Source organism: Flavobacterium sp. CS20, from assembly GCF_018080005.1.
Lineage (GTDB): Bacteria > Bacteroidota > Bacteroidia > Flavobacteriales > Flavobacteriaceae > Psychroflexus.
The window spans coordinates 1,531,667-1,555,257 of record NZ_CP073015.1 but is presented as its reverse complement, the minus strand read 5'-3'; the positions used below and the strand labels follow the sequence as shown (position 1 = coordinate 1,555,257).

19 protein-coding genes and 1 tRNA gene are annotated in these 23,591 nt (G+C 33.5%); 10 read left to right on the top strand and 10 right to left on the bottom strand.

Annotation, left to right across the window (positions count from 1 at the left end):
- The first annotated feature begins 221 nt into the window (after positions 1 to 221).
- The 3 genes from guaA to IGB25_RS07320 all read left to right on the top strand — a co-directional run bounded on the left by guaA (position 222) and on the right by IGB25_RS07320 (position 4,467).
- Positions 222 to 1,751 (top strand): glutamine-hydrolyzing GMP synthase, encoded by a 1,530-nt coding sequence (gene guaA / locus IGB25_RS07330; RefSeq protein ID WP_211064455.1) that lies wholly within the window; start codon positions 222 to 224, stop codon positions 1,749 to 1,751.
- A 38-nt stretch (positions 1,752 to 1,789) separates the two neighbouring features.
- Positions 1,790 to 3,670 carry a LysM peptidoglycan-binding domain-containing protein gene (locus tag IGB25_RS07325; RefSeq protein ID WP_211064454.1) on the top strand — a complete coding sequence of 627 codons (1,881 nt, stop codon included), beginning with the start codon at positions 1,790 to 1,792 and terminating at the stop codon, positions 3,668 to 3,670.
- Between the two features lie 275 nt (positions 3,671 to 3,945).
- On the top strand, positions 3,946 to 4,467 hold the full coding sequence (locus IGB25_RS07320) for a porin family protein (protein WP_211064453.1): 522 nt from the start codon (positions 3,946 to 3,948) through the stop codon (positions 4,465 to 4,467).
- Between the two features lie 8 nt (positions 4,468 to 4,475).
- On the opposite strand, the gene IGB25_RS07315 is transcribed toward IGB25_RS07320, so the two are convergent.
- The 6 genes from IGB25_RS07315 to IGB25_RS07290 form a co-directional block, all read right to left on the bottom strand.
- Positions 4,476 to 5,636: a GlmU family protein gene (locus IGB25_RS07315; protein WP_371815873.1), complete on the bottom strand. Its 1,161-nt coding sequence runs from the start codon at positions 5,634 to 5,636 to the stop codon at positions 4,476 to 4,478.
- 18 nt (positions 5,637 to 5,654) lie between these two features.
- Complete coding sequence (gene crcB, locus IGB25_RS07310) at positions 5,655 to 6,029, bottom strand: fluoride efflux transporter CrcB (protein WP_211064451.1); 375 nt, start codon at positions 6,027 to 6,029, stop codon at positions 5,655 to 5,657.
- 55 nt (positions 6,030 to 6,084) lie between these two features.
- Positions 6,085 to 8,019 (bottom strand): M1 family metallopeptidase, encoded by a 1,935-nt coding sequence (locus IGB25_RS07305; protein ID WP_211064450.1) that lies wholly within the window; start codon positions 8,017 to 8,019, stop codon positions 6,085 to 6,087.
- Positions 8,020 to 8,088: 69 nt separating this feature from the next.
- Entirely contained in the window at positions 8,089 to 8,385 is a 297-nt protein-coding gene (gene yajC, locus IGB25_RS07300; protein ID WP_211064449.1) for a preprotein translocase subunit YajC, read from the bottom strand.
- Positions 8,386 to 8,391: 6 nt separating this feature from the next.
- Positions 8,392 to 8,883, bottom strand: coding sequence for a DUF1573 domain-containing protein (locus IGB25_RS07295; RefSeq protein ID WP_211064448.1), 492 nt, complete (start codon positions 8,881 to 8,883; stop codon positions 8,392 to 8,394).
- 60 nt (positions 8,884 to 8,943) lie between these two features.
- Positions 8,944 to 9,840, bottom strand: a complete 897-nt coding sequence (locus tag IGB25_RS07290; RefSeq protein WP_247653439.1) for a transcription antitermination protein NusB — start codon at positions 9,838 to 9,840, stop codon at positions 8,944 to 8,946.
- Between the two features lie 139 nt (positions 9,841 to 9,979).
- On the opposite strand from IGB25_RS07290, the gene IGB25_RS07285 reads away from it, so the two are divergent.
- Complete coding sequence (locus IGB25_RS07285; protein WP_211064446.1) at positions 9,980 to 10,657, top strand: hypothetical protein; 678 nt, start codon at positions 9,980 to 9,982, stop codon at positions 10,655 to 10,657.
- 8 nt (positions 10,658 to 10,665) lie between these two features.
- Here IGB25_RS07285 and IGB25_RS07280 read toward each other — a convergent pair whose 3' ends face one another.
- The 3 genes from IGB25_RS07280 to IGB25_RS07270 are packed head-to-tail and all read right to left on the bottom strand — an operon-like array spanning position 10,666 to position 13,841.
- A complete protein-coding gene (locus IGB25_RS07280) occupies positions 10,666 to 12,378 on the bottom strand; it encodes a phospho-sugar mutase (RefSeq protein WP_211064445.1) in 1,713 nt (570 codons plus the stop codon).
- Positions 12,379 to 12,380: 2 nt separating this feature from the next.
- On the bottom strand, positions 12,381 to 13,331 hold the full coding sequence (locus IGB25_RS07275; protein ID WP_211064444.1) for a glycosyltransferase family 2 protein: 951 nt from the start codon (positions 13,329 to 13,331) through the stop codon (positions 12,381 to 12,383).
- A 3-nt stretch (positions 13,332 to 13,334) separates the two neighbouring features.
- Positions 13,335 to 13,841, bottom strand: a complete 507-nt coding sequence (locus IGB25_RS07270) for a DUF4199 domain-containing protein (protein WP_211064443.1) — start codon at positions 13,839 to 13,841, stop codon at positions 13,335 to 13,337.
- Positions 13,842 to 14,139: 298 nt separating this feature from the next.
- Between IGB25_RS07270 and IGB25_RS07265 the strand changes: the two genes are divergently transcribed.
- The 5 genes from IGB25_RS07265 to IGB25_RS07250 all read left to right on the top strand — a co-directional run bounded on the left by IGB25_RS07265 (position 14,140) and on the right by IGB25_RS07250 (position 18,086).
- Positions 14,140 to 14,213, top strand: a tRNA-Arg gene (locus IGB25_RS07265).
- A 243-nt stretch (positions 14,214 to 14,456) separates the two neighbouring features.
- Entirely contained in the window at positions 14,457 to 15,326 is an 870-nt protein-coding gene (locus tag IGB25_RS07260) for a hypothetical protein (RefSeq protein ID WP_371815872.1), read from the top strand.
- A gap of 36 nt (positions 15,327 to 15,362) precedes the next feature.
- On the top strand, positions 15,363 to 15,593 hold the full coding sequence (locus IGB25_RS15535) for a hypothetical protein (RefSeq protein ID WP_371815871.1): 231 nt from the start codon (positions 15,363 to 15,365) through the stop codon (positions 15,591 to 15,593).
- Positions 15,594 to 15,603: 10 nt separating this feature from the next.
- Positions 15,604 to 17,217 carry a BCCT family transporter gene (locus tag IGB25_RS07255; protein WP_211064442.1) on the top strand — a complete coding sequence of 538 codons (1,614 nt, stop codon included), beginning with the start codon at positions 15,604 to 15,606 and terminating at the stop codon, positions 17,215 to 17,217.
- 2 nt (positions 17,218 to 17,219) lie between these two features.
- Positions 17,220 to 18,086: a universal stress protein gene (locus IGB25_RS07250; protein WP_211064441.1), complete on the top strand. Its 867-nt coding sequence runs from the start codon at positions 17,220 to 17,222 to the stop codon at positions 18,084 to 18,086.
- A gap of 1,337 nt (positions 18,087 to 19,423) precedes the next feature.
- Here the strand turns inward: IGB25_RS07250 and rocD are convergent.
- A complete protein-coding gene (gene rocD, locus IGB25_RS07245; RefSeq protein WP_211064440.1) occupies positions 19,424 to 20,704 on the bottom strand; it encodes an ornithine--oxo-acid transaminase in 1,281 nt (426 codons plus the stop codon).
- An 881-nt stretch (positions 20,705 to 21,585) separates the two neighbouring features.
- Here rocD and dnaK point away from each other — a divergent pair.
- Positions 21,586 to 23,508: a molecular chaperone DnaK gene (dnaK, locus tag IGB25_RS07240; RefSeq protein WP_211066801.1), complete on the top strand. Its 1,923-nt coding sequence runs from the start codon at positions 21,586 to 21,588 to the stop codon at positions 23,506 to 23,508.
- The last annotated feature ends 83 nt before the right edge of the window (positions 23,509 to 23,591 follow it).

Sequence of the window (23,591 nt, the reverse complement as noted above, 5' to 3'; positions counted from 1 at the left end):
AAATATCGTTAATGAAAAGACAAAGGTATAATACCGACGTGATAGTCTGCGACAAACTGATATTTTAAGGAGCATTTATGCATATTTGAAATAGCATTCGGTATTAAATATCTAAATTTGATTACTTAAATTGTGGGTTTAAAAAAATTTAAGCTTAAAAATAAGCCGTATAAACTGCCTAAAAAAGTATAGAATTAAAATTCAAATTTTTACTTTTGTTCATGCAAAAAAATATCCTCATTTTAGATTTCGGTTCTCAATACACACAATTGATTGCTAGACGTGTAAGAGAACTTAACATTTATTGCGAAATCAAACCTTTTAATAAAATTCCAAAAGATTTATCCAGTTTTAAAGCTGTAATTCTTTCGGGAAGTCCATTTTCAGTAAGGCATGCCAATGCACCAATACCTGATTTAAAACAGATAAAAGGACAATTACCAATTTTGGCAATCTGTTATGGTGCCCAACACTTAGTGCAGCAAAACGGAGGTAGTGTTGAAGCTTCAAATACCCGAGAATTTGGTCGAGCCCATTTAGAAGACATCAAACGAGATAATCCGTTATTCAAAGGTATTAAAGAAGGCTCACAAGTCTGGATGTCTCACAGTGACACTATCACAAAGTTACCACCAAATGCACATTGTATAGCTTCAACAGAAGATGTTAAGTTTGCGACCTTTCAATTTGAAAATGAAGATACTTATGGCATTCAATTTCACCCTGAAGTTTATCATACCACAGATGGCTTGAAATTGCTTGAAAATTTTTTGGTCAAAATTGCTCAAGTTCCTCAAGATTGGACGCCCGCTAAATTTGTAGATTTAAGTGTTGAATGGTTAAAACAAACCATTGGCAACCAAAAAGTTGTTTTGGGTTTAAGTGGTGGCGTTGATTCAACGGTTGTCATGGTTCTTCTAAATCAAGCTATTGGCAAAAATCTGTATTGCATATTTGTAAACAATGGGTTACTGAGAAAAAACGAATTTGATGAAGTCTTAGACCAATACAAAAATATGGGACTAAACGTCAAAGGCGTTGATGCTTCCGAAAAATTTTATGCCGCTTTGGCAGGCGTGACTGACCCCGAACTCAAACGCAAACGTATTGGCAATGCTTTTATAGAAGTATTTGATGACGAAGCACATCAAATTAAAGACGTAAGCTTTTTAGCTCAAGGTACAATTTATCCTGATGTGATTGAATCGGTTTCGGTCAATGGTCCTTCGGTTACCATCAAATCACACCATAACGTTGGCGGATTACCAGAATATATGAAACTGAAAGTTGTTGAACCTTTAAAAATGTTGTTCAAAGATGAAGTGCGTCGCGTAGGAAAAGAATTAGGTGTTTCTTCCAAACTTTTAGGACGCCACCCGTTTCCTGGTCCAGGTTTAGCCATTAGAATTTTAGATGACGTCACGCCTCAAAAAGTTAGTGTTTTACAAGAAGTTGATCATATTTTTATAAAAACACTCCGCACATGGAAACTGTACGATAAGGTATGGCAAGCTGGTGCTATGCTATTACCAGTAAATTCTGTTGGCGTAATGGGAGATGAGCGTACTTACGAAAAAGTTGTAGCTTTACGTGCTGTAGAATCAACAGATGGTATGACTGCTGATTGGGTAGATTTGCCCTACAAATTTTTGCAAAGTGTTTCTAATAAAATTATCAATCAAGTCAAAGGCGTTAATCGTGTGGTTTATGACATCAGTTCAAAACCACCATCAACAATTGAATGGGAATAAGTATGAAGTTTAAATATTGTTTTACTTTCTTTATTTTAATGAGTCTGAAAATTGTTCAGGCTCAAAACTATGTAGTGTATGATGTCAAACCAGACGATACACCACAAAGTATTGCACAAGCCAATAACATTTCATTAGATTTGTTACTTAAATATAATCCCGATTTAAAAAACACAAAAGCTATTGGTCAGCAAAAAATAGTGATTCCAAAAGCAGAGTCTAAAAATTTTGGTTTTCTTCGCTACAGGGTAAAAACAAAAGAGACTTTATATAGTATTTCAAAAAGTTTTAATTTAAGTATTGCAGATATCAAAGCCTTTAATCCTAACCTATATGATAGAGAACTTCAGGCAGGTGAAGTCTTAAAATTACCCGCCTATAAATTGCCTGAGGAATATCAAAAAATAGATTTTAACCAAAGTATAAAAAACTCAAATTTTTCGGCTTTTAAACATATTGTTTTACCAGGAGAAAAAAAAGCCGATATCGCTTCAAAATACGGTATGAGCATCAAAGCTTTTGACAGTCTCAATCAAAATATAATAGAGGTTCAAACTGGACAATTAGTCAAAGTTATACCAAGCTATTCAGCAGAAGAAGAAAATTCTAATCTTGATATTTTGGCAATAGATTTGCAATATTATGAAGTTCCTAGACATCAAACTTTATACAGCTTAACCAAAGAGTTTAAAGTGAGTGAAGATATAATTTATAAGCTAAATCCAATTGTAAGAAGAGAAGGTTTAAAAGCTGGGATGATAATAAAATTACCCAAGCAAATCACTGAGATTACTGAAAATAAAATTATCAATTTAGAAAATTATGTTCAAAACTATAACGAAAAAAAACTAGCACTTTTTTTACCATTTTCTTTAGATCAGTTTAAAAAAGATAGTGTCAGTGTTGAACCACAAACTGTCATCAAAAAAAATAAGCTTTTTAGTATTTCATTAGATATCTATCAAGGCGTGAAATGGGCTATAGATTATGCAAAATCAAAAGGAATTTATACGGATTTAAAAATATTTGATACCAAAAAAGATGCTTTAGTTTTAGAGTCTATCTTAACAGCTAATGACTTAAACGATCGAGATGCTATTATTGGACCAATCACAAATTCAAATGTCGAGCTACTGAGTAAACATAATTCTACTCGAAATATTCCTGTATTTATACCTATCTCAAAATCTCAAAATGCATCATCTTTTGTCTTTAACACTTTACCTAAACAAAATTTAAAAACCGAAACATTAATTACTTATATAGATAGTACTTTCACTGATCAAACCCAACTTGTTTTTATCATAGACAGTGCTTCAAAAGAAACTTATGATAAATATAAATATACTTTCCCTAATGCGAGGTTTTTTAAAGTTGATAAACCCTTTGTCGAAAAAGATGCTCTCAAGGAATTGTTAAATTCTGAAAAAGACAACATGGTTATTTTAGAAACCGATCAGATTGGAGTTTCAGAAAGTGTAATAAATCATTTGTATAGTTTGAATAAAAGTCAAGATGAAGATATAGCAGGCTATAACATCAAATTGCTAACTTCAGACCGAAATGAGGCTTTTGGCGAAGTTATCAATAATGCGGCTCTTTGTGCTTTGTCATTTACCTATGTCAGCACTTCCAAAAATGAAGTACTTGAAAGCAATGATTTTATACAAAACTTTATTAAAGAATATGGTTATGCTCCAAACAAATATGTAACTAGGGCTTTTGATATGACTTATGATATTCTTTTGAGATTAGCCTACGATGGTGATTTAAAAGATCCAAAAACTCTAAAACTTTATACAGAATATACCGAAAATCGTTTTAGCTATAATCAAGCCTTTATGGAAGATGTTTATCATAACCAAGGCTTATATATTATCAAATACAATAAAGATTTTGATGTTGAAATTCTAAATTAGAAACCATAGAAATTATCAAATTTGGATATTTATTGATTATATTTGAGATTTAGTTTTAACTACTGTCAGAAAAAGGTTGTTGCTATTAGTTCTTTTTGTGTAAATGTAATACCGATTTGAATGAATAATATTGTTGATAAAAAGTATGATACCGACTTGTGTTTTAAGGAGATATTTATGCGACATTTAAAATAACATTTATAACTCATTATGTTGAAGATTTAATCTTAAATTAGCACGATAACTTATCTGGACAAAACCAAAATTTAAAAACTATGAAAATCTTAAAAATTCTTTTTGCTATATTGATTACTGCACAACTAACTCATGCACAAAAAATTGATTTAGGGGTCAAAATTGGGGCTAATTTTTCAACTTTAAGTGATGTCAGTGGTTTTGATAACAAAACTGGTTTCAATGCTGGTTTTTTTGTAGGAACTAAAATCAGTAAAATTGGTTTACAAGCAGAATTGCTTTATTCACGACAAGGTGCAGAATTTGAAGATTCAGACATTGATTTAGATTATATCAATGTGCCTGTTTTACTGAAATATTATCTGATTGGAGGTTTAAATGTTCAACTTGGGCCACAATTTGGTTTCCTTATTGATGACAACCTTCCGAACCTTCTTGAAACTAAAAGTTTTGATTTGTCTGGTGCAGCTGGATTAGGTGTTGACTTGCCATTCGGTTTGAGAGCTGATGTCCGTTATGTTTTTGGTCTAACTGATGTTTTTGAAAATAGCGACGGTAAAAATGGTAATTTCACATTAGCTATAGGTTATTCCTTTTTATAGAAAGTGTTTCAATGTTGTCTATACTGTTGAGAAATTTCAAAGACGCTTTTTAATATATCAACATCATAATCATTTAACTTTTTGTTACGTCTTTTCATGACAATCTCTGCAACTTCAAGTGCTTTTTCAAATTTATAGGTGATAAAACCATTTTTGCCACCCCAACTAAAACTTGGTATAAAATTTCGAGGAAAACCTTCGCCAAAAATATTAGCACTTACACCAACTACAGTTCCAGTATTAAACATGGTATTGATACCGCATTTAGAATGATCGCCCATGATAAGTCCACAAAACTGTAAACCAGTATCAACAAATTTCTCTTGATTATAGTTCCACAATTTTACTGATGCATAATTGTTTTTCAAGTTAGATGTGTTGGTATCGGCTCCAAGATTGCACCATTCTCCAATAACAGAATTTCCTAAAAAACCATCATGACCTTTATTTGAAAATCCTTGAATGACGGAATTGCTTACTTCGCCACCAACTTTAGAAAAAAGTCTGATGGTGGTTCCTGTATAAATTTTTGCCCCCATTTTTACAACTGCATTTTCACATAATGCAAAAGGACCACGAATATTTACGGATTCCATAACTTCTGTATCTTTACCAATATAAATTGGACCATCCAAAGCATTTAAAGTACCATTGATAAGTTTTGCGCCCTTTTCAATAAATATTTGATTGGGATTAATAGCTAAAATATGCTCTGGAATTGGCTCAGAAACTCTGTTTTGGGTTATGAGTTTGAAATCATCAGTAATAGCTTCATGATTGAAAGCAAAAATATCCCAAAGCCATTTTAAAAATTTAAGCTTATCTTTGAATTTTAAAACTTCATTGTATTTTTCAGGTGCATCAGATCTGTAGGCGACAACCACATCATCGGAAAAAAGTGCTTGATTAGATTTTAATTTTGTAATATGATCAATCAACTTTGGAGTTGGAAAAACAGAGGCATTTACAAAAATATTATCCTTTTCGATTTGGCTTGGCCAAAGGGTTTTAAGGTAATTTTCTGTCAAATTAGAAAAATCAGCTTCAGGTAATCTTTTTTCCCATTTTTCTTTCATTTTCAAAATCCCACATCTTATCTCAGAAACAGGCTTAGTATAAGTCAGTGGCAGGAGTTGATGCCGAAAGGGTTCAATAAATACAATATTCATCATTACATATTTTTGATTTTATATTTGTCTTGCAAGATAAAATCCTAAACCAACAGCTATGATTCCGAGAATAATACTGATTAGAATATAGGATGTTGCGTACAGATATTGTCCAGATTTAATCAAGTTTAAACTTTCTAAACTAAATGCTGAAAATGTAGTAAAGCCACCACAAAACCCTGTTGCGAGTAAAAGCAATATCGGTTGATGTAGGATTGATTTAATTTCAAAACCTATCAATAAACCTATTAATAAACTCCCAACAAGATTAACGCTTAATGTACCCCAATACAAGTTAGCAAATATTTGGCTAAAAGTTTTTGTAACGACAAAGCGTAAAACACTTCCGATGCCTCCACCTAAAAATACCCATAGAATATTACTTAAAGCCATAATCTAAAATAATATCAAAACATGTTTGAACTCTGAATTGATTCTAAAGGCTTTATCACTCAGTTTCCCAACGGTTGTTGTCAGGCTTAACATCAAGTAAAATACGATTAGGATCAATCACAACTTTTTTTATCGTTTTGTCGGTTTTTATAGCTGTAGTCCAAGTATCACCTCTTTGCCAAATTTCAACAGGTAACCTTAATTCATCTTTGCTTCCATCTTGGTAATAGACATTATAAACAACAGGCATTGGGATACCAAAATTTTCAAATTCAATTTTATAACCTATTTCAGATTTTTCAACTTTATTGACGGCTAAGTCAATATTATCATTACCATAAAACCAAGCTTTAAAAAACCAGCTTAGGTTTTCTCCTGCGGCATTTTCTATGATATTAAAGAAATCTGTTGGTGTAGGGTGTTTGTATGCCCAAGCTTTGATGTAGCTTTTAAATGCAAAATCAAATCGTTCAGAACCGAGAATATATTCTCTTAAAATATATAAACCTAAAGCAGGTTTATAGTAAGCTACAATGCCTAAGTTTTGCGTTTGTACAACGTCAGGGAAAGTGCTGATAGCTTCTCTATTTGGACTTAAAAACCACGGAATCAGACTTTGCTTAGCCATTAGCATTCGGTTAGGATATTCACCATCATTGAATGCATCAGTAGAGTAGAGGTTGATAAAAGTATTGAAACCCTCATCCATCCAGGCATGTCGTCTTTCGTTACTGCCAACAATCATAGGAAACCAAATGTGTCCAAATTCATGATCGGTAACGCCCCATAGGCTTTCACCTTTTGATTTATAGCTACAAAATACAATGCCAGGATATTCCATACCACCAACATTACTGGCAACGTTAACTGCATTTTTGTAGGGATATGGAAACCATTTTATAGAATAATGCTCGATGGCGACTTTTGTATATTCGGTAGAACGTTCCCAAGCATCTTCGCCATAGCTTTCTTTAGGATATGCAGATTGGGCTAAGGCTTTTTTACCATTTGGTAAATTGATTTTTGCGGCATCCCATATAAAGGCTTTTGAGGTCGCAAAGGCAACGTCTCTTGAGTTTTGTATTTTAAATTTCCACGTAAAGTTATCACCATCAGTCCTGATTTTATCAGTTTGACCGACTTCGTTTGGCTTAATAATGAATTGTGTTTTGTCTGATTGCTTAGCTTTATCTAATCTTCTTTGTTGTTGTTTTGTCAGAACCTCTTTTGGGTTTTGCAATTCTCCAGAACCAACAACGATATATTCTCTTGGAGCAGTTACAGAATATTCAAAATTTCCGTATTCTAAATAAAATTCTCCTGCACCGAGATAAGGCATAACGTTCCAACCATTAATATCATCAAAGGTTACCATTTTTGGATACCATTGAGCTAAAGCATAAATCACACCGTCTTCAACTTCTAATCTTCCCATTCTATCCATGCCTTTTTCTGGAATTTTAAATTCAAAATCCATACTTATATTAGCTTTACCACCATTAGCTTTAAGTGGTTTTTCAAAAAAGACTTGCATACGTGTATCATTGATAATATGCTTGCTACTTGAAGTGCCATTTGTTTCGACTTTAATGTTAGACAAACTATATCCACCATCAATATCGCCATCATATCGATTTCCATCTAATGGTGTTGTTAAAGTTCCTCTTGAAGTTGGTGTGAACCTATTTTGTTCAAGGAAAAGCCAAGCATAATCTAAATCAAATGGACTGTTGTTGATGTATTCAATCTTTACTTGACCTTTTATTTTGTGATTTTCAGGATTTAAACTCACATCAATTTTATAGTTGGCTTGATTTTGCCAATATTCGGGACCCGGAACACCATTGGCTGAACGATAGCTATTGCCAGTTCTATCCTTAAATTCACTAAAGAGTTCTTGATTGTTAGGATTTACATCTTGAGCTTTGACATTACTAGTCCAGAATGCTACAAACAAGAAAGAGCATAGAAAAAACTTATACGATTTCATTTATTTTTTGTTTTTAATCAAAAAAAAGCCGAGAGCATTACCCGGCTTTTATCTTAAATTATTATGTTGTTATTTCTTTTTATCTTCTTTTGGTGCATTTATTTTTTGAGACATTTCTAATGAAATAGAAGATTTGTCAAAAGTTATTTTACCAGCACCTGTCTCAAGAATAACGGCATCAAGTTTTTCGCTAAAATCAACAACTTTGCCGTGCATTCCACTTTTTGTTACGACTTTATCACCTTTTTTAAGATTTGCACTAAATTGTTTTTCTTGTTTTTGCTTTTTCATTTGTGGTCTTATCATGAAAAAAAAGATTACCACAAAAATCAATAGCATAGGCAATAAGCCTCCTATATCTCCCATCTAAAATTATTTAACTTGAATTGGTGAACCAGCTTTAGCGTTTTTGGCATTAGCTGAAGGATTGACAAATGCTTTAATTTGTAAGGTTTCTTTACCTTTTTCTGTATTTGCAGTAATAGTTACTGATTTGTTTTGTTGATTTCTTTTTCCTCTTGAATTAAACTTAACCAACATTTCACCAGACTCACTAGGTGCAATAGGTTCTTTGGTATAACTTGGAACAGTACAGCCACAACTACCTCTAGCGTTTGTGATAACCAATGGTGCTTTTCCATTGTTAGTAAAAGTAAAAGTGTGTTCTACTACATCGCCTTCGTCAATTGTTCCGAAATCGTGAGTTTTTTTATCAAAATCTAAAGTTGGGTAAACCACTTCTTTAGCATCTCTTTCAGTGGCGTTTTCAACGTTTTCTGCTTTTACTTTTTCGGATGCATCTTTTTTGCAAGATGTGAATGTCATTGAAGACATTACTAATAGACATAAAATTAATTTTTTCATATTTCTGTATTTTAGTTTATTTTTTTCAAAAGTATTATAAATTATTTATTCTATCAAGCCTCAGCCACTTTTATTCAGTCTATTTTCATTTTTATACTGCTTAACTATTTTATCTAAGACACCATTTATAAAGTTACTGCTTTTTGGTGTGGAATAGTTTTTGGCAATTTCTAAATATTCATTGATGCTTACTTTAATCGGGATACTTGGAAATTTATTAAATTCAGTGCATGCCATTAAAAGCATGATATAATCAAGGCTTGCTATTCGTTCTTTGTCCCAATTTTGAGTGTTTTTAACAATATCTTTACTGAAAGTATCTTCGTTCAGAAGTGTTTTTTGAAGTAATTGAATACCGAACTCATAATCATCTTTGTTTTTAAATAATTCTGGAAATTTTAAATCTTTGGAATGTTTAGGAATAAATTTTAAAAATCTGATTAAACTCGTGTTAACAATGGGTAAATCGTCAATCCATGTGAGTTTGTGATCTTCAAAATATTCATAAAGTTTGTCGTTAGGGGCGATAATTTTTTTATAAATTTCTATGATATAAAATTTATCAATATCATATGATGATTTTTTATGATTTAAATATTCATAATAAATTTCACTTTGCTTGATTTCATCCCATAGTAAAGCAGGATATTCATCATCAAAGTCCCAAATATCTAATTTTTTTTGATGATTAATTTTTTCTAAAATCTTTGAAGTTTTAAGTTTTTGTAAAATCTTGTTGTTGACAAATTTTAAGTTTGGAGATTTGTCCTCTTGGCTTGGTAAATGTTTTTTTTTACTTTGGTTATAAAATTTTTCTGCACACATAGAAATGTTGACCAACAAGTTTAAATTGATTATAAAAAGGTCAAACATATCTTGCATACTTTTGTTCAAAAACTTTTCTTGGCTTTTGATATTGCCAAAGTTGCTATGCTTAGTGGCATAAATGCTTTGCATAACCTTGGTTCTAATATGTCTTCGTGTCAGCATGTCAAGAGAACTTTATATTTTTAACATATCGACAAATTTAATTTTTTTATTGTTATAGTCAGAATTAATTTCTATAATATTGTTTAATTTTAAAAAAAAAATTGTCATGCTACGAAAATCTTTTGTTTTGTTTTTTTGTTCTTGCATAATTTCTTTTGGTTGTCAATCAGATAAAGCTAAAAGTAAAAGCGATGAAAGCACGTCCAAATCTATCGATAAAAACAGATACAATAGCACTTTATCACCTTTACGATCGGCTTACAACACTCGAGCTTTTGAAGCGGAAAAGGCTGTTAAATTTCATTTGAAACTAAGCACGGAAGATTCTGTTTTTTTTGATGGTAACTTGATTTTAAACACTGAGGGTACTGAAATTAAGATTAAAAATTCAAAACTTGATACGGTTTTAAATACCCAAAAAATGGAATCTAAGTTTGAAAAGATCGTGTTGTGGTCTGCAGAATTATATGCTTTGCCTTTTTGGATCCAAACAGATAAAGCACTGAAACCTTTTGAAAAAGATAGTTTGATTGGTTTTAAATACAAATCTCGCCTGTCTGATACAGATTTTGAAATCTTTAAGCATCCTCAAACCCATATCATTGAAAAGGTAAATTATTCAACCGATATTAAGACTAAACCTTTTGATAAAGGCGTATTGACTTATTATAAATACATTACAGTAAACAGAATACCTGTTGCAATGACATGGATTATTGAAGGGGAAAACAACATTATAGCCAAAGCTGAAATATCAAGGATTAGCTACCCTGATAAGCTTTAGCGGTAGTTTTATAGACCGAGTTCCGTTTTTATCTTAGATATTTTTTGGTTTAGCATATTGTCAACTTTTTCAAAATCTTCAACTTTAGATAAACTGGTATTGACGCTGATATAAAATTTAATTTTAGGCTCTGTTCCACTTGGTCTTGTCGCAACTTTAGTACCGTTTTCAGTATAATAAATTAACACGTTAGACTTGGGAATATCAAGTTTTGTGGTTTTGTGATTTTGAAAGTTTTTTGCCGTAGAATTTTGATAATCTTCAATTAGAACAACTTTTTCTCCACAGATTTTATCTAAGGGATGATCTCTTAAATCTTTCATTTTTTGTTGAATCTCTTTTTGACCTTCAATTCCTTTTTTAACCAAAGCAACAAGATCTTCTTTGTAAAAGCCATGTTCTGTATAAAGTTCAATCAATTTATTATACAAAGATGAGCCTTCCGATTTTAGTTGAGTCGCAATTTCACAGATAAGCAGAGTAGAGGTGATAGCATCTTTATCTCTTACAAAATCACCAACCATAAACCCAAAGCTTTCTTCACCACCACCAATAAAGTGTTTATTGGGATATTTCTTTATTAAATCAGCTATCCATTTAAAACCCGTTAAGGTTTCCGTAAATTCAACGCCATAATTTTCTGTTATAACACGCATCATAGGAGTTGAAACTATAGTTGATACAACAAATTCGTTTCCTTTTAAATTGTTTTTGTATTTCTCAAGCAAAAACCAAGTCATTAAAATCATAGTTTGGTTGCCGTTAAGTAAAATCATTTTTTGGTTGTTGTCTCTTACAGCAACACCAAGTCTATCGCTATCAGGATCTGTGCCAATGACAATATCGCTTTCATTTTTGTCAGCGAGATCTAATGCCATTTTTAAAGCTTCAGGTTCTTCTGGGTTTGGTGATTTTACGGTAGGAAAATCGCCATCAGGTTCGGCTTGTTCTTTGACAATTGCTAATTGAGTATAGCCAGCTTGAGTTAAAGTCTGCGGAATCAGTTTTATGGCTGTTCCGTGTATAGAAGTAAAAACGATTTTTAAATCTTCACGAGCTGATGATTTTAATGATGTTTTGGCGTTATGAATGGAATCTTTAATAAATTTTTTATCAATTTCTTCTCCGATATAATTTATTAAATTTTCTTTAGGTTTAAACAAGACATCTTTGAATTGAAGTTGATTGATTTCTTCAATTATTTCATGATCTTGCGGTGGAACTATCTGACCGCCGTCTTGCCAATAGACTTTATATCCATTGTATTCTGGTGGATTGTGGCTTGCAGTCAAAACTATTCCGCAGTGGCAATTTAAAGTTTTTAATGCATAAGACAATTCAGGAGTTGGTCTTAAATCTTCAAAAATAAAAACCTTAACATCATTAGCAGAAAACACATCAGCAACCACTTTAGCCAATGTTTTGCTATTATGACGACAATCAAAGGCAATAGCAACGCTATGTTTTTGATCAGGAAAAACCTTTTTGAGATAGTTACAAATGCCTTGAGTGTTTTTTCCTAAGGTATATTTGTTGATTCGATTGGTTCCAACGCCCATAATACCACGCATTCCACCAGTTCCAAAATTGATATTAGTGTAAAAAGCATCTTCTAAAGTTGATAAATCATTTTCGATAAGATGCTGAACAGATTTTTGGGTATCTTGGTCAAAAGGTTTATCTAACCATTCTTGAGCTTTTTCTATAATTTTTTTATCCATAATTAAATTTTTTCTGATATATTGTATCTGTATTTTGAAGACTGATTATTTAATAAAAGTTCAGCAATAAATCCAGCTAAAAATAATTGCACACCAATAATCATACTGGATAGAGCAATATAAAAAAACGGGTTGTCAACCACTAATATATTTGGTAAATCGTTGTATAGTTTATAAAGTTTGGAGCCACCAATATAAATTGATGAAAGCAACCCGATGACAAACATCAAAACCCCAAGTGCACCAAAAAAATGCATTGGTCGTTTGCCAAATTTAGAAAAAAACCATAGCGATACCAAGTCTAAAAATCCATTGATAAATCGTTCGGCTCCAAATTTGGTTTGTCCAAACTTTCTGGCTTGGTGTTTGACAGGTTTTTCATCTATATGTTTAAAACCCTCATTCTTAGCCAGAACAGGGATATAGCGATGCATTTCACCTTTAACATCAATAGATTTAACCACGTCTTTTCTATAAGCTTTTAACCCGCAATTGAAATCGTGTAGTTTTAAACCAGAAGTTTTTCGTGCGACATAATTAAAAAGTTTAGAAGGTAAATTTTTAAAGATTACAGAGTCATAACGCTTTTTTTTCCATCCAGATAAAAGGTCAAGATTTTTTGTTTTTAAAATTTCAATCATTTCTGGAATTTCATCAGGACTATCTTGTAAATCGGCATCCATCGTAAAAACAATATCACCATCAGCCATATCAAAGCCAGCGTGTAAAGCTTGAGATTTGCCATAATTTTTTGAAAATCGAATAGCTTTGATTTCAGAGTGATTGTTTTTTAAATTTTTAATAATCTCCCAAGAATTGTCTGAACTGCCATCGTCAATAAAAATAACTTCATAGCTAAAATTGTTGTGATCCATCACTCTTTTTATCCAAGTGTGAAGCTCTGGAAGTGATTCAGCTTCGTTGAGTAATGGAATAACGATGGAAATTAGCATAGGTTAATTTTTTTTTATCAAGCCAATAACTAGACTTATAATAAAAGATTTAAACAGTAAAGTAAATAATGCAAAAGTGGCAAGCATAAACGGAGAAAGCAATGTTTCTATCATCGCGATACCTTGTTCCAATTCTTCTTTTGTCATTTTACTACTATTAAGCTCAAGCTCTTTTTTGCTTTCTTCTAATTGAAGTGGAATGAACTCCACATCTATAGACTTATAATGCAAATAAGTATAAATGCCATAGATTAAACCACTAATTAACCCTACGATTAGACCAATTTTTAGAGCTTCACTCAATTTTAAAATATTGTCATTATAGGTTTTGAATTGTTGTATGGGAAAAAAAACCACCAAAACAGCAACGATGACAGAAATAAGAGACATCAATAAACTGTTTTCAAAATTGAATTTGTAGCTAAGCCATAATAATGCAGAAGAATATACTCCAAAAATAATTCCGTAGTTTATGCTTAGTTTTTTATAATTTGAAGTTTGGTTTTCCATATTTAAAAATCTAAGCAAATATAAAACAAATCAATTGAAGCAGTATTCACTCCATTAAAAGGAATATTGAGATTTATCAAATTAAAATAAATTCAATAATAATGCTTTTATAAATTTTTTATATCCAAAAAAATATTAATTTTGCAGACCTTAAATTTAATGGAATTAGTTCTGTCAAATTTTACACAGACTTAGTTAAGTTGTTCTAACACAATATGTGCGAGATACTTTCTAAGCCGACCTTGGCATATTGGATTAATAAAGAATGTAGAATAAATTTTCTAAAATTCTTTTATCTGGTCGCGTAGCTCAGCTGGATAGAGCATCTGCCTTCTAAGCAGACGGTCACAGGTTCGAATCCTGTCGCGATCACTTTTTAAAAAGCATTCTGGCGATTTGGTCAGAATGTTTTTTTATTTAATCTATTAAATCTTTCTTTTTTTAATTTTTACAGGCACTAAATCTTTACGATTATTTTTCTTATTATAGGCTATGATTACCAGTAATATACACTTTTCTTAAGTGTTTTATACGTCGAGTATTTCTAATAAAGGTTTAATTAAGTTTGTTATTCTTTAACATTTTTTTGAAATTTGAAGAAAACCATTCTTTTTTATGAAGAAAATTTTATGGTCGCTTTTTATTAATCCTTCAATTATTTTAGCTCAAGATAAGCCTGTTGTTGATTTAGGAGGAGCTTTAAGATACAATTACAATCTATCTTCATGGAAAAGTGATCAAAAAGAACGCGGTGGAGATTTTGGCTATGATGTTTTTAGAATTAATACTGATGTGGAATATAGAGGGATTCGTTTACAAGCTGAATATCGCTTTTACTCTGAAAGTTTTGGAGGCGACTTCATGAAAAGTGGATGGTTAGGTTATGATTTTAATGAAAAGGAGAATCTCCAATTGGGTCTAACTCAAGTTCCCTTTGGAATTACTGAATACAATTCTCATAACTGGTTTTTTAATATCACTTATTATACTGGACTTGAAGACGATCATGATATGGGTATAAAATATTCTAATGTTCAAGATAAATTTGAATATTATCTCGCTTTTTTTAAAAACGCTGAAGAATTAAACTTTGGAGGACTAACAGAGACAGACCCTAGTCGATATTCTTATGATGTTGTAGGACGCAATAAAGAAGTGAACCAATTTAATGGAAAATTTATCTACAAGTTAGGCACAAGCTACAAACATAGGTTTGGAATTTCTGGTCAATATGGCGGTTTATATAATCTTGATACAGAAGAAACAGGAGAGCATTACGGATTTGCATTGCATTACGAGTTAGACTTTAATTCTTGGAACTTAAAATCAGAGTTTGCCTATATTGATAACAACCCCGTTAATGCATCTGGTGAATCTAGAGATGTCATTCAAATGGGGGCTTATGGTTCTCCTTATGAAGTGGCAACAGATTATGAAATGTACACATTAGCCGTTTCAAAATCGGTAAAGGTTGATTGGGAATAAGTTTCTAACCTACAATTTTACAATGATTTTGGTTATATGCACAAAAGAGTAAATGATTTTAATGACTCATTTATGAATGTGACAGGCATTTTGGTTACCGCTGGCAATTTATATACCTATATTGATTATCTTGCTGGCTATAATCATTCATGGTTAGGCGGTAATTTTATAGATGATTTTAGCGTAGGAATCCCTGATGCTAAATGGGAAGCCCGTTTTAATATCAATTTTGGATATTATTTTTTAACCGATAACAAATCAAGATAAATATATATTTATGTCTAAAAAAGTAGTAAGAAGCGATGAAAAGAAGTCGATATTTGGATTAGAAGTCAATGGTTCTGTGTTTTTTACCTCATCAATACTCATTATAATTGGTATTGCATTAACCTTAATTTTTAAAGAAACAGCAGAGACTTATTTTGACAAAATTCAAAAAACTGTAGCTGACTACGGTGGTTGGTTTTTTGTTTTGTGTGTTAATGTGTTTTTGTTTTTTGTAATCTTTTTAGCTTTTAGCAAATTTGGTAAAATCAGGCTTGGTGGCAAAGATGCAGAGCCAGAATTTAAAACCTTATCGTGGTTTGCCATGTTGTTTAGTGCTGGTATGGGAATAGGCTTATTATTTTGGAGTATAGCCGAGCCTATTAATCACTTTGGAAACCCACCTATGGCTGAAGCTCAAACCCTTGAGGTCGCTAAAGAAGCTATGAATTATACCTTTCTACATTGGGGTTTACATGCTTGGGGAATTTATGCACTTGTTGGTTTGGCACTTGCATATTTCACCTATTCAAGAGGTTTACCACTAACTATTCGTTCGGTTTTTTACCCATTCCTAGGTGATAAAATCTATGGACTCATTGGTGATATCATAGATATATTCGCAGTTTTAGCAACCTTATTTGGTTTAGCTACATCTTTAGGTTTTGGTGTTCAACAAGTGGTCGCTGGCTTATCTCATATCTTTGGCATTAGTGGTGGTATCACTACGCAAGTATTACTTATCGCGGGAATAACAGCTGTTGCTACATTGTCGGTAGTTTTGGGTGTAGATAAAGGTGTAAGAGTGCTGAGTGAATGGAATATGCGAATTGCTGTTATCTTGTTGGTTTTAGTGGTTGTTTTAGGATCGACACTTTTCATTTTTGAAAGTTATCTTGAAAATATTGGAAATTACGTCAGTAGTTTATTTGAAATTTCTTTGTGGAATGAAAGCTATACCAACACCTCGTGGCAAAACAGTTGGACTGTGTTTTATTGGGGGTGGTGGATTGCTTGGTCTCCATTTGTCGGGATGTTTATTGCTCGGGTTTCTAAGGGACGAACCATTAAAGAATTTGTTTTGGGTGTTTTGATTGTTCCAACTTTAGTGACATTCTTTTGGATTACAGCATTTGGAAGTTCGGCTTTACACGATGTATTAGGTGGTGAAACTGCCATTGTCAATGCCGTAGGAGAAGATGTTGCCACTGCTCTATTTGTGTTTTTAGAAAACTTTCCCTTTTCCTCGATTTTGAGCGTTATAGGTATTGTTTTAATTATAGGATTTTTTGTCACATCATCAGACTCGGGTTCGCTTGTTGTTGATAGTTTGACTTCTGGAGGAAAAATAGATGCTCCTGTTGGACAACGCATTTTCTGGGCTTTGGCAGAAGGTGCCGTAGCGACAGTATTGCTCATCGGCGGTGGACTTGGGGCATTACAAACAGCTTCTGTCGCAACTGGTTTGCCTTTTGCATTAATACTTTTGATTATGTGCTATTCTTTATACAAAGGTTTAGAAGAAGAAGTTGCAAAAGAAAAACGTAAAATAAAAAAAGAAGAAGAAAAAGAATACGAAGATGTTGTGAGGAATATCATTCAAAAACGAAACTCTAAAAAAGAATAATTATGGATACTTTTAAAAACATATTAGTTGCATTAGATTTATCTAGCCTTGACGATACTTTAATTAAATATGCAAATTACCTATCAGAGAATTTTGATGTTGAAAAAGTTTATTTTGTTCATAATATCAAAAAATATGAAATTTCAGAAATTATTGAACAAGAAATAAAAGATATTGATCTTGAAGAAGCTATCAATGAAGAGCTTAAAGAACAAATCTCCAAGGTTATGAATGTAAATTCTAATTGGGAACTTTTAATTTCAGACGACCCTTATACGGAATCATTAATCAACTACATTTCTCAGAAATACCATATCAACACAGTATTGTTGGGTAACAAAAATGGAGAAAAAGGCTCAGGTCTTGTCGGGTTTAAATTACTTCGCATTCTAAAAAGCAATGTGCTTTGGATTCCAAAACTCGACAGCATTGATATTAAAAAAGTTTGGGTAAGTACAGATTTCTCAAATTCATCCAAAAAAGCATTTCAGGTCAGTAGTTTGGTTCAGGATAGAATAAAGGCTAAAACGCAAGCTGTTCACGTTTTTAATGTGCCATTACATTTTTCTCCTTATATCAATAGCTCCAAGATAGAAACCAAAGTTGAAAACCACGTCCAAAAAAAATTTGAAAATTTTATTAAAAAACTCAACTATCCTCATGAATTAGAAACGGTGTTAATTGCTGGACGCGAGGCAAATGCGACTTCTAAAATACGCTTAGAAGCTAAAAAACATAAAATATCTTTTTTGATCGTTGCTGATAAAGGCGCAAATACATTTTCAAGCCTAATGGTTGGAAGCGTAACAGAAGAACTTTTTAACCGTGACCTTTATGTGCCACTTTTTATTACAAAAACTCAACAATAAATTACTCTGTATTTATTAAATAATGTGAGTTCGATTTAAGTAACTCAATTAAATAAAGCCGTCAAATTGAGTGATTCTGGAATATTGGGAATTGTATCGAAATTAGGACGAGAGAGACTCTTTTTCACGAATTGAGGTTTGGTTCACTGAGAGATTCTTCACTTCGGCAAGCTCCGTTCAGAATGACAAGAGGTCGGCAAGCTTCGTTCAGAATGACAAAGGTTCGGCAAGCTCCGTTCAGAATGACAAGGAGAATGTCATTCCGATATCGAAGCTTCGGTAGAGGAATCTCTCTCACGTTTTGGGGTTCGTTTCACCAAAGATTCTTCACTTCGGCAAGCTCCGTTCAGAATGACAAGAGGTCGGCAAGCTTCGTTCAGAATGACAAAGGTTCGGCAAGCTCCGTTCAGAATGACAAGGAGAATGTCATTCCGATACCGAAGCTTCGGTAGAGGATCTCTCTCACGTTTTGGGGTTCGTTTACCAAAAGATTCTTCACTCCGACAAGCTCCGTTCAGAATGACAAGAGGTCGGCAAGCTTCGTTCAGAATGACAAAGGTTCGGCAAGCTCCGTTCAGAATGACAAGGAGAATGTCATTCCGATATCGAAGCTTCGGTAGAGGAATCTCTCTCACGTTTTGGGGTTCGTTTACCAAAAGATTCTTCACTCCGACAAGCTCCGTTCAGAATGACAAGAGGTCGGCAAGCTTCGTTCAGAATGACAAGTGAGGTTTGGTTCACTGAGAGATTCTTCACTTCGGCAAGCTCCGTTCAGAATGACAAGTGAGGTTTGGTTCACTGAGAGATTCTTCACTTCGACAAGCTCCGTTCAGAATGACAAGGAGAATGTCATTCCGATATCGAAGCTTCGGTAGAGGAATCTCTCTCACGTTTTGGGGTTCGGTTCACGAAAAGATTCTTCACTTCGCAGGCTCCGTTCAGAATGACAAGAGGTCGGCAAGCTTCGTTCAGAATGACAAGAGGTCGGCAGGCTCCGTTCAGAATGACAAGTGAGGTTTGGTTCACTGAGAGATTCTTCACTCCGACAAGCTCCGTTCAGAATGACAAGGAGAATGTCATTCCGATACCGAAGCTTCGGTAGAGGAATCTCTCTCACGAATTGGGGTTCGTTTCACCAAAAGATTCTTCACTCCGACAGCTCCGTTCAGAATGACAAGGGTTCGGCAAGCTCCGTTCAGAATGACAAAGGTTCGACAAGCTCCGTTCAGAATGACAAGGGTTCGGCAGGCTCCGTTCAGAATGACAAGGGTTGGCTATTATGGAGGATTATACTCTAATGCATAATTTAGATTTAAAACTATACAGCCTGAGTAAACCTATTTCTCAAAACCCTTTAAAGTCTCCGTAATAATCTGTACACAATCTAACAATTGATCTTGATTAATCACCAAAGGTGGTGCAAAACGAATAATGTTGCCATGTGTAGGTTTAGCCAGCAATCCGTTGTCTTTTAGAGCCATACAAATGTCCCAAGCGGTTGAAGAATCTTCACTATCATTAATCACAATAGCGTTAAGCAAGCCACGACCTCTCACCAAATTAACAATTTTGGAATTTTGAATATACTCATTTATTTTATCTCTAAACAGTTGACCGAGATGTCTGGCATTTTGGGCGAGATGTTCATCTTTTACCACTTCAAGAGCTGTCATACCAACTGCGTGAGCCACAGGGTTGCCACCAAAGGTTGAGCCATGTTGTCCAGGTTTAATGACATTCATCACTTCATTATTAGCTAGAACTGCAGAAACAGGATAAACTCCACCTGAAAGGGCTTTTCCTAAAATTAAAATATCGGGTCTTGAGTATGTATCTTGGCGTTCGCAATGACCTTGACAATTACACTTACCACATACCGCTAATAAAGCTCCAGTTCTAGCTATACCAGTTTGAATTTCGTCAGCCATAAATAAAACATTATGGTCATTACAAAGTTGCTTGACTTGCGGGATAAACTCATCGCTTGGTGTAAAAACGCCAGCTTCACCTTGAATAGGTTCTACAAGCACCCCAGCTATATTTTTTTCAGATTTTAAAACCTCTTCTAAAGCTTGAGTATCGTTATAATTGACTTTGATAAATCCTGGCGTATAAGGCCCAAAGTTTTTTCTGGCACCTTCATCATTGCTAAAGGAAATGATGGTTGTGGTTCTGCCGTGAAAATTGTTTTCAAAAACGACAATTTTGGCTTCCTGCTCATCTATACCTTTCTTTTCATACGCCCATTTACGACAGATTTTTATTGCGGTTTCTACTGCTTCAGCTCCAGTATTCATAGGTAAGAGCTTGTCAAAATCAAAATATTCTGTAGCGTATTTTTCAAAAACACCAAGCACGTTATTATGAAAAGCTCGAGAAGTTAAAGTAATGCGATTGGCTTGATTGGTCATGGCATTGACAATTTTTGGATGGCAATGACCTTGGTTTACTGCTGAATAGGCTGATAAAAAATCGTAATATTTCTTACCTTCAACATCCCAAACAAATACACCTTTGCCTTCTTTAAGCACTACGGGTAAAGGATGATAGTTATGTGCTCCATGCTTTTCTTCTATGTCTATAGCTTGTTGAGAGGTTTGAATATCTTGAACTGTCATAAAGTTATATTTTTAAGTTTTTTACAAAAATATCAATATATCTTATTCTTTACGGATCCCATTAAGTTTATATGTCTAATTTAATCTGAGTTTAAACAAAGTTTTTGGGAATTTCACTAATTCGGCGTGAGTTCGAATTAAATAGCTCAACTTTAAAAAGCCTTTAGATTGAGCTTTTGGAAATTTTAGAATTTTATTTAATACAAAGTGATGCTTTAGATGTTTGAGCATTGAGCGAAGTCGAAATGCTAATTGTAGATGTATGATTAACAATTCATTAAATAAATACTTCTGAGGTATTAATTTTTAAAAGTAAAACGATATCGAAATTAGACTTTATAATAAAAACACAACTGTTTCTCATTAGATTACAGCTAAAAATCATTACGAGACTGAGTTATTTTTTACTTCAAACATAAGTTATTAAACAATATATTTTTTAAAACAAAAGTGTCTATTTCATTTGTTTTCTTGTTTCATATCCTTAACTGATATATAAGAACACTCTTTGATGTAAAAAAAACAATAAACCGTCGTATTTACCCTTCAAAATAAGAGCAGTTACAATTGAAACACAATTCATTCAAACAAATAGTTAAACTATAAATACAGTTAAACTATAAAAAGAGTTGAAAAGCGTCAGTGATAGTAACGAAAAGCTGACGATAGGTAGCAAAATTTACAAAACTTAAGCTGGCTGAGCGACCACCGGAAGCTCCTGCCAGCTCTTAGTTTTGTTTTTGCCACCTATTGGCACTTGTAGTGGATAGCACGTTTGTCGCCATAATCACTATTAGTCTGACAACCTGTCATAAGTTTTGTGATGGCATAATGATTGAAAACTAAATAGTGAATTAAAAGTAGAATTTAAAACAAATATTATGAGTAAAATAATTGGAATTGATTTGGGAACAACCAACTCTTGCGTGTCTGTAATGGAAGGTAACGAGCCAACGGTAATACCAAATTCTGAAGGAAAACGCACAACACCATCTGTAATTGCATTTGTAGAAGGTGGCGAAATTAAGGTTGGTGACCCAGCGAAACGTCAGGCTGTAACTAACCCAGAAAAAACGATTGCTTCGATTAAAAGGTTTATGGGAAATAAGTTCTCTGAATCTGCTAAAGAAATCAAGCGTGTGGCTTATAAAGTAACAAAAGGTGAAAACGATACCGCTCGTGTTGATATTGACGGGAGATTGTATTCGCCTCAAGAATTGTCAGCTATGATTCTTCAAAAAATGAAGAAAACAGCTGAAGAATATCTTGGGCAAGATGTAACAGAAGCGGTAATTACCGTTCCTGCTTACTTTAATGACTCTCAACGTCAAGCGACAAAAGAAGCAGGTGAAATTGCTGGGCTTAAAGTAAGACGAATTATTAACGAACCTACGGCGGCTTCATTGGCTTATGGGCTTGATAAAAAAAGCACGGATCAAAAAATTGTTGTCTTTGACTTTGGTGGTGGTACACACGATGTGTCTATCCTTGAGTTAGGCGATGGCGTTTTTGAAGTGTTAGCTACCGATGGCGACACTCACCTTGGTGGTGATGATGTTGATGAAACTATCATTGACTGGTTAGCTGAAGAGTTTAAAAAAGATGAGGGTATTGATTTAAGAGATGATGCAATGGCACTTCAACGCTTGAAAGAAGCGGCTGAAAAAGCTAAAATAGAGTTGTCTTCTTCTACATCAACTGAAATCAACTTGCCTTATGTAACAGCAACACAAAGTGGTCCAAAACACTTGGTAAGAACTTTATCACGCTCTAAGTTTGAACAATTGATCAGCGATTTGGTTAAAAAAACCATTGCACCATGTGAAAAAGCTTTAAAATCTGCTGGATTGAGTAAAAATGATATCAACGAGATTATTCTTGTTGGTGGTTCAACTCGTATTCCTGCAGTGCAAGAAGCGGTTGAAAAATTCTTTGGTAAAAAACCAAGCAAAGGCGTAAATCCTGATGAAGTTGTTGCTATTGGTGCTGCTATTCAAGGTGGTGTTTTGACTGGAGATGTTAAGGATGTATTGCTTCTTGATGTTACACCATTGTCTCTTGGTATAGAAACTATGGGTGGCGTAAATACAAAATTGATTGAAGCCAACACAACTATACCGACTAAGAAATCACAGATTTTCTCTACGGCACAAGACAATCAGCCAAGTGTAGAAATTCACGTTTTACAAGGTGAGCGTCCGATGGCGAAAGACAACAAAACAATTGGTCGTTTTCACTTAGATGGTATTCCACCAGCAAAACGCGGTACGCCACAAATTGAAGTGACTTTTGATATTGATGCAAATGGAATTATCAATGTAAGTGCTGAAGATAAAGCCACTGGTAAGAAACAAGACATCAGAATTGAAGCGTCTTCTGGATTGACTGAAGAAGAAATAGAAAAAATGAAAAAAGAAGCTGAAGCTAATGCTGAAGCTGATAAAAAAGCTAAAGAAAGAGTTGATAAACTCAACGAAGCCGATGCTATGATTTTTCAAACAGAAAGTCAGATGAAAGAATTTGGCGATAAACTTCCAGAAGATAAGAAAAAGCCAATTGAAGATGCTCTTGGCGAATTGAAAGAAGCACACAAAACAGGTGATGTTGAAAAAATCACACCAGCACTTGATAAACTGAACGAAGAGTGGAAAAAAGTATCTGAAGAAATGTATAAAGCTCAAGCCGAAGCACAACAAGCACAAGGTGATGCAACTGATGCTGGAGCTCAACAAGATGCTAAAAACTCTAAAGATTCAGATTCAAAAGATGATGTTGAAGACGTGGACTTTGAAGAAGTCAAGTGATCTGAATTCTATAATTGTATTTAAAAATCCGCTGAGTTTTCAGCGGATTTTTTTGCTTTCTAATTATTGAATTTAAAATCATA